This is a genomic window from Acidianus manzaensis, assembly GCF_002116695.1.
Lineage (GTDB): Archaea > Thermoproteota > Thermoprotei_A > Sulfolobales > Sulfolobaceae > Acidianus > Acidianus manzaensis.
Map to the genome: position 1 here is coordinate 2563301 of NZ_CP020477.1, position 17739 is coordinate 2581039.

Here is a 17739-nt window from a genome sequence, read left to right on the forward strand (position 1 = left end):
GATAAAATATTTTTTCTTTCTTTATTATTCTAAGTTAATATTTTTGTATTATATTATAAAAATAATGAAGCTTTGTTGTTTTGTAGTCTATCTAAACAGTTCAGTAAATTATTACTCTTTCCTTATTATAGAGTATCTACATTTTATGATAGTAATTCCTATCGATCTCATTAATCTATTTACTGTAATTAAGATAAAAATAGGAGATTAGCTTAATATTTGATAAATAATTGATATTTAAGAATTTAGGAGTATAAAAGTATAGCATAGATGCTCCCTTAAGTTTCTCTAATTAAATAAGTACTAGTAAGATATTTTATATCTTTTTGAATCTATCGTTTAGGCCAAAGTGAACATTGAAGATTTTATACTTGAAAGACTATCCTGATGCCACGAATTTTTATTATGAAACATAACTTATGTAAGAAAAGTTAAATAACGTGACATATGTTAATTCATGTATATGTTTATAAATAATCCGATTGATTTATTGAAATTTGAACATGCTATATTTAGAGTTAGATTTTCTATAATTGAAAGACTCTTGAATAACTGTGATAATGATGCTTTTTACCTTTTGCAAGAAACTCATGAATTTATAATTAATTGGCATGCAAAAATAGAGGACAAATATATTTTTCTATTTTATGGTGATGCTGCAAAGCGTTTTCATAGTGATCATCTATTAATTGAAAAATACGGAAATTCTATAATAAAGGAAAAAAGAAAAGATTGGGCAGAAAGATATATTAAGATTGTTTTAGATCACAACAATGATGAAGAGAATATATTATTTAATCAGAACATTAATGTACAGTCTTCATGGAATAACATTTTAGAAGAATTGAAAAATTATAAGGATTATTCCAAATATACTGGAATAAGAGACTTGTGAACTACTTCGCCCTTACGACGGAGCATTCCCACCTCCGGTGAGGATTTCCTGCTTCTCAGGGGAAACTTACTATACACCACCTCATGAAAGGTGACGTACAGTAGAGGTTTCCCCTCCACAGGCAGAAAGGCAGTCCCAACCCCATCCCTCAAAACATTCAAAGAAGCATTATAATCACGGTCTATTACAAGACCACAATTAGGACAATGAAATATTCTGACAGATAAACTAAGTTTCACCCTATACCCACACCTAGAACACGTTTGCGACGTATACGCTGGATCTACCTCCACCACCTTCCTACCAGCTCTTACAGCCTTGTAGAAAAGTTGGTGGAGAAAAGACGAAAACTTAGAATAAAGAATATGCTTCCTCAACCTACCGAAAGAATCTAACACCATCCTTTAGGCGTAGAGAAATTTGTTACAACGAGTGATGGTATTGTGATTGAGAATCCTAAACTGTTAGATAAGAGGGAGGAAAGGATTAAATTGTTGCAGAGGAGGTTATCGAGAAGGAAGAAAGGGTTCAAGGAATTATGAGAAAGCTAGAGTTAAGCTAGCTAAGGCTTATGAAAGGCTTGAGAATACTCTTAGGGATTATATTCACAAGGTAACAACGTGGTTAGTGAAAAATTATGATGTGATAGTTGTTGAGGAGTTAAAATACGCAAATCAATACCAACTACTTTGCCAGTCTTCTCGAGCGGTTGTTTTTCTTGCTCAACTTGAAATATTGCATACCACTTATCTGTTTTACTTCTCTTTATGATGACTCCTTTTATTTCTCCTTGTATTGGCCTATGCAAGAGTACTTTGATTTCTCCTATTTTCGACAGATAGAGTTTATCCCCTTGTAGTTTGAATCCTGACTGGTTGTACCAGATTATTTTGAATATCTTTTTGTGTCTTAGTTTTCCTATTTTCTTTCCCTTTTTCTTTAGTTCTGATAAAGCGTTGATGTTGTATCAGAGTATGTTGTTTATCATTTGTAAAGCTTTTGAGTATACTTTATGTTTTTCTTTCATGTTCTTGAGTAATTTTTGTGTATCAAGTTGTGTTATTTTTGTTCCTTGTTTTTTCTTTTCTGTTATGTAATCCAATAACGAGTTGTATACTTTTGCTTCTGTTTCCATCGTTTTGACGAGTTTTTGTTCTACCTCGGGTGCTGGGTATATTCTATACTTATAAAATAAGGTTATAGTATTCTTATTCTTTTCCTTGGTTTTGAACATATTGTTTTAGCACCTAGAGTGTTACTTGTCCAGCTAGGAAGTATGAAGCCCATAAGTGTCCTTTCCAGAGTTTTACTTCTGGAAAGTTTTTCTGTATTTCTCTTGATGTTATTGTTTTTATTGTGTTTATGTATCTTGGTATGTTTAGTGTTGGTTTTGCTTTGAATACCCTATGGAAGTGGTCTTTATGTATACTGATTTCAGTAACGTCAACTTCAAATGATTCAGTAATTTCGTATGTTAGTTTCTTTAGGAAGTCTATTGTTTTATCGTTGTCAAATGTTTTTTCCATGTTTTACTACTTATATTTATAGTAGAGTGAGTAGACTGAATGTGAATCTCCTAGAGTTTGTAACGCATATTTCATAAAATTTTTAATAACTATAAATAAAAACTTTCTATAAGGGGGCTATTCATCCCCAACTTCTGATGAGACTTCCGCCCCCTTAACCCCCAGTAATGTTAAAAATCTTATTTTCTATTATAACTCAAAAGTTATATTAATTATTTTTATATTTAGCAAAGATAATTTGAGTAAAATCGATATCAAAGAATTATATAAAAGCAGTCAAAGTCTGTTAATTCTAAGACAAATATATTAGAAATAATGCGAAATATCTCTAACTATGTATTAATTTTTATAAATGAAAGTCAAAAACGTAGTTAAATATGATAACTCTATTGTATATTAAAAGATATAACTTAAAATATATGGAAAGAGATAAAAATATAGATAAAAAAATATTTATCTTTATTTAACAACTTGTTTTTTAGCTTCGGCTTTTTCTACGGCTTGTTTATATAGTACAACATAAGATACTGCAGTTACTCCACCTACAACCAGAATTCCAGCTAATGCTAATACGAATGATCCAACTGCTAAGGTTGTTGGATTAGTTAGTAATAATGAAGCTGGAATTCCTTTAGGTGGAACAGCATCAACTAATATATCTCCTTGAGTGAATGCACCGAACATCATACTTCCAAGGAATGTTAAGAAGAATACCCATACTTGTCTCCATGGAATATTATAATGCGTAGTAGCGTATAATAGCACATAGCTTAGTATTACGTAAATCCAGAATCCTGCATTTCCTACTGCACTATCAAATACTGTAGGCAACCATAAAGCAGTACTAGCTAAAATTAATGCATTAGCTAACGTTAAAGCTAATAAACCTACTAAGAATCTCTCTTTTATCCCGTAAAACGCTATAGTAAAGTACATTACATACATTACAATTCCTATAAAGAATACCCAGTTAAATCCATTAAATATCATCTGACTAAAGTTAGGATAGAATACTTGAGTTGTAGGAGCTGCACGAAGAACTGCAGGTAATTCTCCTTTCTCTAGAACAGTAGCTACAGTAGTTAAAGGTAATTTAAGGCCTATTCCATATCCGCTGAATACTGAAGTAAATATAGTATTCCCTATAAATGCTACTATTAGAGCAAAAGGCATAGCAAGAGTTAAGAATAGCTTAGAGGTTGAATGTCTATTTAATGCGTCAGCTCCTTCAGCTGAGCCTATTAAATAATGATGAAATGCTAATATAATTATTAAAGTCATTAAAAGACCGAATAACGCTTCACCTGTTGCATACATTACTGGAGCAAATATACCGTCTAATGATACTACTAGATAAACTAAGGATGTAGCTATAATAGCCCATAAAGATCCTAATACTAACATCATCTGTTCTCTATAATTATCATATTTACATATTGGAGTCATTACTATTGATCCTGCTTCTATCATAAAAACAGTGACAAACCAAGACAGAGGTATAAAGAAGAATAATACGAAACCATTCATTTTATATCACCTCATGAATTATAGAAAAAATCATTTAACTTCACTCTTCCTAGGAGAAGATGTCTGTGAGTCCGAAGATTTAATTGAAGGTAATTGAGGATTTTGTGGAGTAGAAGAAATTCCAGAAACTGTTATACTTGCTACATCTTGTGAGATCTCTTTACCGCTAAATAATCTTTTTAGCATATATAATGTTCCTGCCACAGCTATTACCAGTGCAGTCATTATAGCTATTCCTATCGGGAGTACGTCAGGATTAGTATTATATCCTTCACTAGTTAGCATTACTGCTTGAATAGTGTATAATCCTCCAGTAGTAGTCATAGGTCCCCATATTACGAAAGGTTGTCTTCCAGTTTCTGCTGCTACCCATCCAGATTCCCATGCTATTAATTGTAGCCAGCCTATAAGGAATGATACATATAATGGTAGTTTCTTTTCAGTAGGATTGTCTAAACCTAACCAGCTAAATGCTTTTCCGAAAGATGGTTTCAAATATGCTAATGCTAATATCCAGAAAATAATAGCTCCTAGTATACCTAATGTCGCATGTAAATCATAAGCATCATGGGCCATCCACCATATAGGATCTTGAACACTGCTAACGAAGCTTGAATATCCTAATACTAAAGCGTTAGGATTAGGAGGCCACGTTGATAATAAGGATAAAACACCAGGTATAGAAATTGGTCCTACAGTCATTGGAGCTCCTTTAGCTGTTTGCATTACACCTTCTAATGTAGCCAATTTTAAAGGTTGAACCTGATATAATGTTTTACCTGCATTATCTCCTGCCCATCCTAAAAATATTGCATCTAAAGCTGCTAGATAACTTGCTAATTTTAGTCCTCTATTATAATATTCTTTAGATTGTGTATCTAAGTGTCTACTAAATATTTTTCTGAAACTGAAATATCCTACTAGAGATCCGAATCCTACGAACCATGCTCCTGCTAATACCATTGGAACTTCTGCCGTTGCTGCAGGTGGCCATAACGCTGCTAAAGGATTTATTCCGGTTAATTCTCCAGATTGAACGTATGCTTCCACATTAAAACCGTTAGGAGTATTCATCCATGAATTTACTAAAACTATTAATACAGCTGAAGCTGAAGAACCCATTCCTACTAAAGCTCCTAGTACCATGTGAGCATTTCTGCTCATTTTATTCCAACCATATAGGTAAAGTGAAAGGAATATTACTTCTGAGAAGAACGCCATAACTTCTATTTCAAAAGGTAATATATCTACTTCATTGACCAAGAACATCCATTTGTACCATACTGTTATGAATTCTACAGCTATTGCTGCTCCTGCTGCAGAACCTACTGCAAATAGTACAGCCATTACTGTGGAGAATCTTTTTGCTAATGCTAGGTAATATGGATCGTTTTTCTTGTATCCTAAGTATTCTGCGAATACTATGAAGAATGGTAGACTTATTGCCCAGTATGTAAAAAGCATATGTGTACCCATAGTAAATGCTGCTAATACTCTATCAAATATGAATAGATCCATTTATTTTCACCTATTCTAAAATAAGTAAAGATTAATTGATCATTATAAACATTCGTCTGCTTATAATATTGGACTATTATTTATTTATAATGATAGTAGTCCTACAAAAAATTTAGCATTTAACAGTTAATTTCTCTACAGTGGTAGTTTTGGCAAACTAAAGAAAATAATGAAAGAATAAAAATTTTGTTAACTTTTCATAAAGAATATTCTTTACATGACAACATTAGAAACTAATAAAAAAGTTTTATCCTTATATATTAGTAATGAAAAATGAATCATGTATAGACGTTAAAAGAGACATTTGCGATAACCCTAGCATTGTGCTAATGAATAAGGAGGAATTCAAAAAAGTGTTTCAAAAAGAAGCATATTTGAAGGTTATTGTTAATCCTGATTACAAAGAGGCTGAGATGAGTAAAAGCTATTATTACTATATTCTAGAAAAATTGAAAAAAATAAATTTAATAGATAAAGATAATAAATTAACTTTTACTATTATTGTTTCGTTTCAATTAGACGAGAGAGATTTTGCAATAAAATTTGAGCCAATTTTAGTATTTTTAAGTAAAAATAGGAAAATACTTTATATATTTGACGTTAGAAAAAGGTGTAATGTAGATGAAGAACTACTAAAAGAATTAGGAATGAATGATAAAAGGCAATATTCATGTAGAAAAATTATTGAAAATATTTATAAACTTATACTAGAATCTATACTTAACAAGGGAGTAATTTATGTATAATAAAATCTTGATAAGTAAATTAGGATTACTCTGGATAATCTCTGGAATTTTAGGCGGTTTAGGTTATATTTTTGCGACATTTTATTTGATGATAAAAAGAAAAGATTCAAGTAGATGGTTAAGTCTTATGTTTCTATTAGGTCCATTTGGATCAATAATTATTTACTTTATTACAAGAAAAGAATATGAGGATTTATCTTTAATTTCATTATACCTATTAATAGGATTCATAATTTGGATTCCAATAGCTTTAATCTTAGGATTAAACCCATTATATCAAATGTTAGGATTTGCTCATGGTTGGTTAGGAGACTAATATAGGAATTTTTATACTCTTCAAATTATTAATATATTTTAAGAGAATATCATTTATAACTACATTCCACATTTTTGATGGAAGATTTTCGTATCTTCCTTTTTCATCAATATTTCCAATTCTAATCCCCATATCCCTTGCAACTCTCTTCAAACCATAAACGCATTCAGTATAAACTGGACATTCGGGACATGCATATTTCATTGATTTAGTATCTATAAAAACTAAAACTCTATTTCCTTCATCAACGAATACCATACTATTATCAAAATTTATTCCCTTTTCATTAACTATTATTGGGATAGCGACTTTAAATGAGATAGCATTTTCGTATAATAATTGAGCATCTCTAAGCTGAGAAAGAATATAGTAATAATAGCTTTTGCTCACTGGCACTTCTTCTCTTTTATCGTTAACTAATACTTGAAAGTATGCATCATCAGTAGTAAATTTATTAAATAATTCTCTAGGTAGAAGTACTATGCTTTTTATCTTTGAAATGCTTCTACTTATTTTGACGAGTCTATAATCGCACATATCTAATTAAATTTTTAGGGTATTGTATATATAAATTTAAAAACATGGAATCGTAAGACTTTTAACACTTTTAAGTACAACGAGTACTAATATAGTCTAAGTATAATAATATTAACTTTAAAAGTTACAAAAATTAAGATAGGTAGAATAATTAGATAAAAACTAGTTACTTCATTTGCGGTCTGGGTCTCATTGAATTTCGTACTTATTATTCCTTCTAACTTCTCTACCTCTTCTTTGAATCTTGTTTTGCCGGATGGTAATTTTATTGGTGTTATTATTCCCTTTTTTACGTATTCTTGTAGTGTTCTTAATATTCCTAGTCTTTGGCATACTTCTTTAGGTCTAAGTATTATAGAGAGATTTGTATACAAACTATAAAAACTAGGTAAAAATAAAACAGTTTCTCACGACATTAATCATTATAAGTAAAAATTCTTTTTATTTTTTAACTATCAGTAATTATAATATAAAAGTAAAAATTATTAATTTAGTTCTTATATAACTATTTAATAAATACTTTAATTTAAATAGATAGGTGTTGGAACTATAATATTTTATTTATACATTAAAGTAACAATTATAAAAATATTTTACATTTTTTTACTTTGCAAATCTCATAATGGTTAACTTTATAAATCTTTAAAAAAAGTAAATAGTTATGATAAATGTAGGCCTATATTATAGGGTAAAACCAGGTCATGAGCAAGATTTTGAAAAATCTTTTGAAGGCGTAGTTACATTTTTGAAAGGGCATGTTGAAGGATTTAGAGATGCAAAATTATATAGGAGTGTAAACGATCCACAAGAATACATGATTTATAGTGAATGGGATTCTATAGAAACGTTTAAAAAATTCATGTTAAGTAGACAATTTTCAGATACAACACAATATGGAAAAACTATATTAGAAGGAATTCCAAGGCATAGAATATTTAAAGAAGTAAACGAAGAATAAAAATATTTGTTAATTTTCCATTCTATTAGATTTTTCTAATTCCTCTAAAGCTTTAGTTTTTATTCCGCTTTTTACAGCCAAGAAATGGAAAACTAAAACTACAACAGCAATAACTATCGTATCTTCAGGAAATGGAATAACTTTACCTGGACCAAATCCTCCAAAATATGATAAGCCCAATATAACAAATATGAATCCAAGTAGCCATAATCCAGATTTAACCTCATCTTTACCTTCCTTATCTCCTAAGGAATATAAGACTAAAGCATTCCCAAAAACTATTACAGCAAGAATAACTAAGTACCCTATAAATAATATTACGTTATTTGATGTAAGATAATTACTATTCACAATATAATAATAAGAAGCTATTGGAATGGTAATTAAATCTATAATACCTAAAATCATGCTTGCTTTTTTATTAACTCCTAAAATCCTATGAGCATAATAACTAAAGAATAAAGGTAAACCTACGAAAATTGCAGTTATTACATAAAATAGAGTAGTAAACCCGGACCAGTACACTAGTAAACCAGCAGACAATGTAGCTAAAGGTGCTATTAAACTTCCTGCAGGAACAGTGTAAGGTCTACATAAATCTGGAGCTAATCTCCTCAAAGTAGCCATACCTATTCCACCCATCATATAGGTAAAAACTGAAGCAGACGATAATATTGAAGTTAAAGTAACCCAAGCTGGAAAAGGCAAAAGAAAAACAGAACCGATAATAATTGTTAGTATTAGAGAAAATATAGGAATCTTATTCTTTCCTATAGTCATAAAGATTTGAGGAAGATATGCATTAGTAGAAAACGCATAAATAGTTCTAGATGCAGTACCCATGTAAATCCAACCAGTACCACTTGGAGAAATAACAGCATCAAGAAGCAAAATTATAGACCAAACATAGAAAACCAAGAAAACTAATCCTAAAACACCAGAATCTCTAAAAAGGAAATAGAAAGGCCCATTAGATAATGCAGTATTTTCCAAAGCCTTCCAATCTCCAGGATAAACTCCCAAAGCACTCCAATTTAAACCACCAATAAAAACAATCTGAAGCATAACATAAATTAGTATACCTATCAGTAAAGATCCGACAACCGCAAAAGATAAACTTTTCCTAGGATTTCTAGCTTCTCCGGAATAATCAATAGGTTGCCTAAAACCTAAATAAGAAAATAAAATACCAGCATTAGGAATAGCAAAAAGAACAGCAGAAAATCCTCCATATCCAACAGCAGTATCCCTAGCTTGAGGAACAAAATTTATTGAGAAGTTAGAAGTATGAAAATATAAAACTAAAAGTAAAATTATAGTTATGCTAGGAATTAATAACTTCCACCAACCTACACCATGGCTAATTTTTCCTAAAACTTTTACTCCAAAATAATTTATAAAGAAAAACATGATTAAAAAACATAATCTATAGCAATACCTAAAGGAGTTAAAACACCATGAACAGCTAAAGAACTAACTAAAGAAGAAAGATAAGTAACTGAAGCTGTAGCTTCAGCAGCTGCAGAAATAGAAGTAGAAATTAAGTATGCCCAGCTCATAATAAAACCTACTAGTCCACCATGAGTATAATGAGGATATCTACCAATTCCTCCTGATCTGGGTATTGCAGAGCTTATTTCAGCATAAGCTAAAGCTATGAATAAAATAAGAATACCTCCAATTATCCAAGATAAAATTGAAGCACCACCAGCATCAGCAGAAGCGTAAAGAGTTGCAAATAACCAACCAGAGCCTATAATTCCTCCTAAGCCAATATAAAATAATTCCATTTTGCTTAAACTCTTCCTCAATTGTTTATCGCTTTCCTTTCCAAAATCCCTTGCTCTAGCCATAGTTTATTAAATAATATAAACAGTATAAAAAAGCTTTGTTTAATATAGTATATACACTAAAGTATAATGCATTTAAACTTACTAAACTTTAGGAATTATATGTATAGAAATAAATTATAAATCAGTCTTAAAGCATGTTATCTTACTGTAATAATAATTTAGAAACTATTTAGAGTATAAAGGAACTCAGTCTAATTGGATAATGCTGAATAAGGACAGAATTGTAACTCTTATTAGATCTACTAAATTTAAAAAACGCTAAGAAATAATTAATTACCTTCTGTAATTATAGAATAATGTAAATAAATTGCCAAATGATAACAACTAAGAAATTACGTTATAAACTTTGTAATTCTTACATGTTTAAAACAAAAAGTTTTAAGCAGTAAATAAAATTCTAAACAATTTTATTGATAACAATAATTCTGAACTTATTAAGACCTATATTTAAGGATAGTTTTTTCAAATCCTTCCTTCAGTTTCGTATAATTTTTTACTTCTTTTTTATTTTTTAAAGCTCATGTTGTACTTATAAAAACTTTTTAACGATAAAGTTTTTATGGTTAGACAATACGAAAAAATTGAATTTCAAGATTTAATTTACAGCTTTTTTATAAAAGATAAGAAAGAAAAATTACATTGACTTATTTTCAATTTTTAAATCTTTTAGTATTTTTAAAACCACATTATAACCAGAAACTCCTACTACTTGACCACCAGGATAAGTGCCTGCTCCAGTTAAATACAAACCTTTTATAGGGGAAGAATAACCCCAACCCTTCATAGGTCTTCCATCAAAAAGATAAGGCTCTCTCATAGGCAAATGATTTAGATCACCACCAGGTAAAATATAATCTTTCTCAGCTTTTTCAGCAGTTAACTCTTCTTGATAAATTACGTTTCCTTTGAAAATATCTAAAGCCTCGTCTAAGTCTCCCATCATTTCCATAACATAACCTCCGATAGAATCATCTACAGCATACGGTAAGACTATTTCTCCTGCATCACAATCAATAATAGAAGACTTAAACTTAGCCAAATCTTCTGGCATTTTAGGCTCATTTTCAAAAATCAGATTATATTTAACCCAACCATACCTTCTGACAGGAAACTTAACGTTAATATCAGCTAACTTAACAGTTTCAGCAGGGCTTACAGCAGATACTATTAAATCAAAATCTTCTTCCTTATTATCAAATTTAATCCCTTTTACTTGATCATTTTTTGAAATAATTTTGTCTACTTTAGTATTTAGTCTAATTTTGACTCCTATTTTTTCAGCTTCTTCCTTGATCCTTTCAGCTACAGTTCCCATTCCTCCTTTTACGAAAGACCAATTAGCGTAAAAATAAGAAACTAAATAAGCAGGAGAATTTTCCATACTTGGATAGATAAAAAATCTATGATATTTCTTATTCGAGATATACTTGTTTAAGAACTCGCCAGAAGTTAACTTCATAATTTCTTCAACTCCTATTTTTTCAGCTTCCTCAGTAATTTCTTCCTTTGAAGGAGGAGTATCTACGAAAGTGAATTTCTCCTCTAGCATAGATTTAAATCTAGAAATTATATCTTCAAATTCTCCAAAATTTTCTTCTCCTATACTTTTTAATTCTTTTATTCTTCTTTCTCTATTCCTCCAAAAAGGAATAGGCTTATCGTCATAAATTATCTGAACTGGGTCTTGTTCAATAACTGGAATCTTGAACTCTTTGACTAACTTAGATGGCATTAAACCTAAAACATAAGAGGCCCTACTAATTTTCACTCCGTTTACAATTTCAGTATCAGCCATGCCTCCAACTTTAGATCTACCTTCAAAAACCGTAACGTCAAAACCATTTTTCCTCAAATAGTATGCAGAAATTAATCCATTATGACCAGCACCTATTACAGCAACCTTCATACTATATTAACTATCTTAGAGCAATAAAACTATTACGTTCTATTTTAAATTCTCTTTTTAGAATAATGAATTTAACAATATAGATATAAAGAGACTCAATTAACACTTAACTCATAATTAAATTATACAAGTATTAAATTTTCATGGGAATCTTGCTAAGCTTCCTTAAATAGCAGGAAGGGGATAATAAAAAATTTTTAAGTTAATACCTAAGCTTTACGGATATTATACTATATCACGATGAAAAAGTCGGTTTTTTAATCAAGTTATATACGTTATATTTATCTAATATTTAACAATTAGTTATTTATTTTTTGATATTTAAACCTTCTCTTCCTAAAGATTAATGATAATTATCATAAAACTTCGTAAAATTTTCATATTACCTTCATAGAGAATATAAAATAATATATACATAGTTAGGTTGACTTATTAAATAGTATTTAAAAATCTAAGGATTAAGAAAAATATTAAACGTTAATACGTCAACTTTTTTAAATTAAAGTTTAATTCGATTGATGTTAATAATTTTTATAAACTTATTGAGAGGTATATGAATTCAGATCACAAATGGCAAAGAAAGGCGGAAAGAAGCAAGGTCAACAACAAGGCGGAGAAAAGAAACAATAATAAGGAATAAAGATAACTAGATTTTAAAGTTATTATTTTTGCTTTTTTATCCCTATATTTTTCTATGTGCGTAAGACAGTATTTTTAGCTCCAATTATTCAATTAATGTGAAATAAGTCTTGTATCAGATAGTAATTATTTTATTTCTTTACTTCTCCATATAAATTCCATAAAACATTAGATATTCTAGCTTGTTCTGGAGTATACTCCAAATATCTAAATTGACCTTTCTTTTCACGGAAATCTATTAGGTAATTTGGAGTGAACTCCAAAAAATTAATTATAGACTTCTGGAGTATACTCCATAATGAAATTAGAAGATATTAAGAGCGTAATAAAGGACCAGAAAGAATCTCTTCAAATTCTCTTATCTAACTCTATAGAGAGGGACGTTCCGGATCTTCTTTCATATTTGACTATTCCCAATGTTCTAGTTATTTTAGGGGTTAGAAGGTCAGGCAAATCAACATTAGCAGGCTTACTCATGAAGGGAAAAAATTTTGGTTATGTTAATTTTGATGATGATCGTTTATCTCTAAATGTAGAAGACTTATGGAAAGTTGAGTCTGCGATCTACGAATTGTACGGAAATGTAGACTACTTTTTGTTTGATGAGATTCAAAATGTAAATGGTTGGGAAAGATTTGTATCTAGATTAAGAAACACCAAAAGAATTATAGTAACTGGCAGTAATTCTAAGTTATTATCTAATGAGTTAGGAACATCGCTAACGGGTAGACATGTAGACTTTACATTATTCCCTTTCTCTTTTAACGAATATTTAAGGTTTAGAAAAGTTAATTTAGAATATCCATTTACTACAAGAGAAATTGCGTTAATAAAAAGGTATTTAGAAGAATATTTAAATATTGGGGGATTCCCTGAAGCTCAAATACTTGGCAGAAAAATACTGGAAAGCATTTATAATGATATACTGTTCAAGGACATAGTGCAGAGGTTAAGAATTAAGCAAATTACTAAATTCAAAGATTTTTCTAGAGCTATAACTTCCCTATATTCTTCCGAAGTTTCTCTAAATAGAATAAGCAAAATGTTATCGATTGATTACAAGACCATAGATCAATGGTTTGACGGATTAGTAAATTCCTTTCTAGTTTATCCTTTAGAAAAATATAATCCAAAATTGGAAAGAATAAGAGAAAACAAGAAAATTTATGTTGTTGATCCAGGTTTAATACGATTAGTATCGATAAAAATAGATATAGGTAGAATTATGGAAAATATAGTATATATACAACTTATGAGAAAAAATCAATCGAGAAATGAATTATATTACTTTAAAGGAAAAGACTACGAGATAGATTTTGTAGATACTAAAAATAAGAGACTAATTCAAGTAACTTATGGTGATATTAAAGACAGAGAAATCAATGCATTAGTTAAAGCTAATGAAATATTTCAGGAATATGAAAAAATAATTATCAGTTGGGATATTGAAGATATCGTAAAGAAAGATAACCTAAAAATTAAAATAATACCATTATGGAAATTTTTACTACAGTCTTAAAACGCAAAAGTTCATCGTGATAATATTCTATACATAAAATATAACCGAGAATATTAACGAGCAGATTGTATTTTTAAAAATAAAAAAATTACTATTGATCAAACGGAAAAATAGTTATGAAAACGTACATATTTTTGACGTTTGAGTCCATCGTATTATTTACTATTATATTTAATATTATTGATTTATGCACATTCAAAGTGTATGGTATAGGCGTTGCCGAAACTAATGAAAAAGGTGAGGATACGTTTACAGATACAATGCCAACTGGTGGATACCTAATAGACGTTATATTTAAGGAGATCATATAATCTCCATTAAAACTTGCATTATAATTTAATGTAAGATAACAAGGAACACCTGCTAATGTGCAAATTTTATCAGTAAAGCTGTTAATTCCGTTAAATAAAACGTGAATTGCAACACCATTTACATCAATAATTAATGAATTATTTATTATGCTATTAGAAATATTAGTAGTAGAAGTACTAGTAGAAGTATTTAGTTGCTCTATATGATCTGATTTTACTGGAATTTTAGTATTTTCGACTGTATTCGAATTTTCACTATAGTATCTCATGGTAAGGATAAGTAACGAGAAAGTCAAAAGTAAAATGACTATTCCTATAATTTTTATTGTTTTTCCTGCTCTAAATATCGAGTTAATATTAGTGAAAACATCAAAATTCCATGTTGATTGATGAGATATCTTATTATTTATATACATAATTTGTTATTTATGTTTAAACATAAAAACTTTTTCCATATGTCATTTTTTAATGATAAAAAACTATTTGATAGAAAAACCAACAGCTAGAATTCAGCTATAGCTCTTACTGGAGCTCCGTCAACTCCTTTCAATTTAAGAGGAAGGCAAGTGAATTTTACAACTTTATTTAAAATTTTTTCTAGGTTATTGGATAAATTTTCTACAATTAGAATATCATTCTTTAAAAGAAAACGATGAACCTCACTATTTCCTATACTTGGCGAATCTATACCTACTAGCTTATATCCTTTTTCAACAATTTCCATAGCTTCATCTACTGTAATTTCAGATTCTTTAAGTTTTAAATCACAATTTTTATAACCAGAATAAATTAGCAGGAAATCAACATTATCTGGTTTATCTGGAATTTTGCCAGGATAACTAAAAACTATCGCATTACCAATAAACCTAGAAATTTCATATTTATCCAAAGTTTTTCCATTTTCAATAAAATGAGATTGAACATCCACATGAGTACCAGTATGAGTACCTAAAAACAAAGAATGAATAACATAATCCTCTATCCTTATTTCGGAAATTTTAGGTTTTGGATCTCCGGGAAAAACTGGCATATTTTCTTCTATACATTCCGTTAAGTCTATAATCATACAAAAATAATTCAATAAGAAGTTATATATAAAGTATAAAGCAGGAAAATCAAGGATAAAAACTACTACTACGATTTCTTAATAATTTTGTATTTTATTCTCCAATTAGCTATTATTATACTAGTTACTATCAATGAGGTAATCATTGCAATAAATAGAGGTTCTTCTAATTGAGGTTTAGCATGTATGAAGAAATTTAAGGGAAATAGAAAATACACTAACGGAAAAAGGTATGAAAATATGTTATCCTCACTTTTTTCTTTACTTCCTCTAATTAAAGAGTAAATTATAATTATTACTAAAGATACAATGAACCATCCTACAAAGTTAGTTATTGGAATTCCAAAATAGTCTAGAATAGAAGTCTTCCAGGTCCAATATCCAGCCGAAACCATAATTGGATCTACTGAAAGGTCAATAATTACCATAAGAAAAGAAAAAATAATTATCTTCTCTTTTTCAGGAAAATTAAATATAGCTAAATAAGATAAGAACGAAAAAATTCCCCATCCAAATACTACGAAAATTGGAACTCCGAAAACATAAGGAGGAAAATTATACACGTAATGCCCAAACGGAATCCCTGTGGACAAACCTAATCTCTCAAATGCAAAACCTATTATTGAACCTAATAAAAAGATAATCATAAAGTCCCTCTTTTTGAAAGATAATAGAATTAAAGAAACTATGGATGCTATAAAAAAGACTAGTAATAATCCATCAAATATAATTCCCAGACAAAGTAATATAAACGAAATTAAATATAGTCTATCCACATTACCATTTTTTAATTGTCAGTAAAATGCTTTTACACATGGGCACCTTGTATTTTCTGGGCTAAGTTAATAGCTTTCGATTAATATTTTATTACTTCTTTACGTATCATTTTATATTATTCATTATTTTAATCTTTAATAAAAAATTAAGGAAAAAGTTATATTTCTTTTCACTTACTCTTACTCATGTATATAGATGCTCATACTCATGTATGGTTTAAGGAAGTTCTTCCTCAAAATTTTCCCTCTCCTGGGTATACCTTTAAGCCCTTTTCTTTACAAGACGTAATTAAAGAAATGGATGAGGCTAACATAGATTACATTGTAATCATAGCTTATTCTTCTAGGATAGTGTGGAATACTAAAGAAGATTTTGCTATTAATACGATAAAATTTCTAAAAGATTATAAAAATAGATTTTCTGTAGTAGGAGGAGTTGAAGTGGAGAAGCTAAGTAAAGAAGAAGCAAAATTCTGGATCGAAAAACAATACGAAGCAGGAGTTTCAGGTTTTAAGATTCATCCAGTCCATTCATGGATTAAACCTAATGCTTATAGAGAAGAAGAAGGTGGAATAGAAAATTTAAGAATTTTATACGAATTTGCAGAAGATAATAACTTACCGGTAATAATTCACACTGGAACTAGCTCATTTTCGATGTCAAGAAATAAATACGGAGATCCCATCTTTCTAGATGACATAGCAGTAGATTTTCCCAAGCTAAAAATAGTCATGGCTCATATGGGAAGACCAAACTGGATATCCACAGCTTTCCAATTATGCAGAATAAGGAACAATATATACGCAGAAATTTCTTCAATACCTCCTAAAAAACTCCTAGAATACATTCCTAGGCTAGAGATATTGAAAGACAAGTTAATATATGGAAGCGATGTTGGAGGTCCAGGAGTTAAAGGATTAAGAGAAAACCTCTATGAATTCCTTTCTTTAAATATAAGCGATGAGACAAAGAAGTTAGCTACAAGCATTAATCCCAGAATATATAAAACACTAGCCTAAGGGCTATGAATTACTTTTGTCTTTGCCAGGCCTTAAAGTGTTTCTAAAGTTATCTCTTGTATTTTGTAATAGAAAAATTAATAATAAAAGATAGCTCTTTGTGTAAATTAAACAGAATTTAAGACAAAAAATGAATATTTTATGGTGGTTTTACGTCTATTGCTGCTACTGGACATACATTAACGCAGGCCATACAGAATATGCAAGCTTGTTCATTAATTGGATCAGCCTTCTTCTCAGAAGCAGGATGTCCTGGCGTATCATACCATTGAAACACATTAACAGGACATGCAGTAAGGCATGATCCATCTGCAGTACATAAGTCAAAATCTACTCCAACAATAGTACCATGAATTCCAAGAACTTTTGGCGGTTCTACTGGACCATACACTTTATGCCCTTCATGATCTCCTGCTTGAGGTCTACTCGTCCTGTAATTCGGATCTATACCCATTAAATCACCAATATTCTTCTAGGTTTTTTCATAAATAAAGTTTTTTATTTATACTTTCATAATTCATTCAAAAATCTTTCTATTCAAATTTAATAAGATTTATATCTATCATTATAAATATTTATAATAAGACTTGAGATTTGATTATACACTTTTCAGTAATTGCCAAAAA

Annotated in this window: 19 protein-coding genes and 2 pseudogenes; 7 read left to right on the forward strand and 14 right to left on the reverse strand. The window is 29.6% G+C overall.

Features of this window, described 5'->3' with window-relative positions; genetic code table 11:
* Nucleotides 1-463 precede the first annotated feature (463 nt).
* Nucleotides 464-895, forward strand: a complete 432-nt coding sequence (locus B6F84_RS13300; RefSeq protein ID WP_148692693.1) for a hemerythrin domain-containing protein — start codon at nt 464-466, stop codon at nt 893-895.
* Here B6F84_RS13300 and B6F84_RS13305 read toward each other — a convergent pair.
* On the reverse strand, nt 862-1296 hold the full coding sequence (locus B6F84_RS13305) for an RNA-guided endonuclease InsQ/TnpB family protein (RefSeq protein ID WP_420807160.1): 435 nt from the start codon (nt 1294-1296) through the stop codon (nt 862-864). The two genes, B6F84_RS13300 and B6F84_RS13305, sit on opposite strands and share 34 nt — an antisense overlap.
* A gap of 178 nt (nt 1297-1474) precedes the next feature.
* On the opposite strand from B6F84_RS13305, the pseudogene B6F84_RS14295 reads away from it, so the two are divergent.
* Nucleotides 1475-1666 (forward strand): annotated as a pseudogene (locus tag B6F84_RS14295) (hypothetical protein); the annotation flags it as partial.
* A gap of 196 nt (nt 1667-1862) precedes the next feature.
* Here B6F84_RS14295 and B6F84_RS14300 read toward each other — a convergent pair.
* From B6F84_RS14300 to B6F84_RS13330, 4 genes are all read right to left on the reverse strand, one after another.
* Nucleotides 1863-2129 (reverse strand): helix-turn-helix domain-containing protein, encoded by a 267-nt coding sequence (locus tag B6F84_RS14300; protein ID WP_420807161.1) that lies wholly within the window; start codon nt 2127-2129, stop codon nt 1863-1865.
* A 13-nt stretch (nt 2130-2142) separates the two neighbouring features.
* On the reverse strand, nt 2143-2421 hold the full coding sequence (gene tnpA, locus B6F84_RS13320; RefSeq protein ID WP_236748979.1) for an IS200/IS605 family transposase: 279 nt from the start codon (nt 2419-2421) through the stop codon (nt 2143-2145).
* A 459-nt stretch (nt 2422-2880) separates the two neighbouring features.
* A complete protein-coding gene (locus B6F84_RS13325) occupies nt 2881-3948 on the reverse strand; it encodes a hypothetical protein (protein ID WP_148692694.1) in 1068 nt (355 codons plus the stop codon).
* 30 nt (nt 3949-3978) lie between these two features.
* Entirely contained in the window at nt 3979-5466 is a 1488-nt protein-coding gene (locus B6F84_RS13330) for a cytochrome ubiquinol oxidase subunit I (RefSeq protein WP_148692695.1), read from the reverse strand.
* A 266-nt stretch (nt 5467-5732) separates the two neighbouring features.
* On the opposite strand from B6F84_RS13330, the gene B6F84_RS13335 reads away from it, so the two are divergent.
* Nucleotides 5733-6212 carry a hypothetical protein gene (locus tag B6F84_RS13335; RefSeq protein WP_148692696.1) on the forward strand — a complete coding sequence of 160 codons (480 nt, stop codon included), beginning with the start codon at nt 5733-5735 and terminating at the stop codon, nt 6210-6212.
* Entirely contained in the window at nt 6205-6528 is a 324-nt protein-coding gene (locus tag B6F84_RS13340) for a hypothetical protein (protein ID WP_148692697.1), read from the forward strand. Before B6F84_RS13335 ends, B6F84_RS13340 begins: the two co-directional genes overlap by 8 nt.
* On the opposite strand, the gene B6F84_RS13345 is transcribed toward B6F84_RS13340, so the two are convergent.
* Together B6F84_RS13345 and B6F84_RS13350 are read right to left on the reverse strand one after the other, a co-directional pair.
* Nucleotides 6517-7065, reverse strand: coding sequence for a hypothetical protein (locus B6F84_RS13345; protein WP_148692698.1), 549 nt, complete (start codon nt 7063-7065; stop codon nt 6517-6519). The genes B6F84_RS13340 and B6F84_RS13345 overlap by 12 nt on opposite strands.
* A gap of 206 nt (nt 7066-7271) precedes the next feature.
* Nucleotides 7272-7418, reverse strand: a pseudogene (locus B6F84_RS13350) (MerR family transcriptional regulator); the annotation flags it as partial.
* A gap of 308 nt (nt 7419-7726) precedes the next feature.
* Here B6F84_RS13350 and B6F84_RS13355 point away from each other — a divergent pair.
* Nucleotides 7727-8023 (forward strand): antibiotic biosynthesis monooxygenase family protein, encoded by a 297-nt coding sequence (locus B6F84_RS13355; RefSeq protein WP_148692699.1) that lies wholly within the window; start codon nt 7727-7729, stop codon nt 8021-8023.
* A 9-nt stretch (nt 8024-8032) separates the two neighbouring features.
* Here B6F84_RS13355 and B6F84_RS13360 read toward each other — a convergent pair whose 3' ends face one another.
* The 3 genes from B6F84_RS13360 to B6F84_RS13365 all read right to left on the reverse strand — a co-directional run bounded on the left by B6F84_RS13360 (nt 8033) and on the right by B6F84_RS13365 (nt 11782).
* Entirely contained in the window at nt 8033-9433 is a 1401-nt protein-coding gene (locus B6F84_RS13360; protein ID WP_338025982.1) for an APC family permease, read from the reverse strand.
* A gap of 2 nt (nt 9434-9435) precedes the next feature.
* The gene (locus B6F84_RS14230) at nt 9436-9876 is read right to left on the reverse strand and encodes an amino acid permease (protein ID WP_338025983.1); all 441 of its coding nucleotides are present in this window, start codon (nt 9874-9876) and stop codon (nt 9436-9438) included.
* Between the two features lie 634 nt (nt 9877-10510).
* A complete protein-coding gene (locus B6F84_RS13365) occupies nt 10511-11782 on the reverse strand; it encodes a phytoene desaturase family protein (RefSeq protein ID WP_148692700.1) in 1272 nt (423 codons plus the stop codon).
* 937 nt (nt 11783-12719) lie between these two features.
* On the opposite strand from B6F84_RS13365, the gene B6F84_RS13370 reads away from it, so the two are divergent.
* Nucleotides 12720-13940: an ATP-binding protein gene (locus B6F84_RS13370; RefSeq protein ID WP_148692701.1), complete on the forward strand. Its 1221-nt coding sequence runs from the start codon at nt 12720-12722 to the stop codon at nt 13938-13940.
* Between the two features lie 91 nt (nt 13941-14031).
* Here the strand turns inward: B6F84_RS13370 and B6F84_RS13375 are convergent, their stop codons facing one another.
* The 3 genes from B6F84_RS13375 to B6F84_RS13385 form a co-directional block, all read right to left on the reverse strand.
* On the reverse strand, nt 14032-14667 hold the full coding sequence (locus tag B6F84_RS13375; protein ID WP_148692702.1) for a hypothetical protein: 636 nt from the start codon (nt 14665-14667) through the stop codon (nt 14032-14034).
* Between the two features lie 86 nt (nt 14668-14753).
* Complete coding sequence (locus B6F84_RS13380) at nt 14754-15317, reverse strand: cyclase family protein (RefSeq protein WP_148692703.1); 564 nt, start codon at nt 15315-15317, stop codon at nt 14754-14756.
* A 68-nt stretch (nt 15318-15385) separates the two neighbouring features.
* A complete protein-coding gene (locus tag B6F84_RS13385; RefSeq protein WP_148692704.1) occupies nt 15386-16093 on the reverse strand; it encodes a carotenoid biosynthesis protein in 708 nt (235 codons plus the stop codon).
* A 186-nt stretch (nt 16094-16279) separates the two neighbouring features.
* On the opposite strand from B6F84_RS13385, the gene B6F84_RS13390 reads away from it, so the two are divergent.
* Nucleotides 16280-17113 carry an amidohydrolase family protein gene (locus tag B6F84_RS13390; RefSeq protein ID WP_148692705.1) on the forward strand — a complete coding sequence of 278 codons (834 nt, stop codon included), beginning with the start codon at nt 16280-16282 and terminating at the stop codon, nt 17111-17113.
* 139 nt (nt 17114-17252) lie between these two features.
* On the opposite strand, the gene B6F84_RS13395 is transcribed toward B6F84_RS13390, so the two are convergent.
* Nucleotides 17253-17567, reverse strand: coding sequence for a 4Fe-4S dicluster domain-containing protein (locus tag B6F84_RS13395; RefSeq protein WP_148692706.1), 315 nt, complete (start codon nt 17565-17567; stop codon nt 17253-17255).
* Nucleotides 17568-17739: the final 172 nt, after the last annotated feature.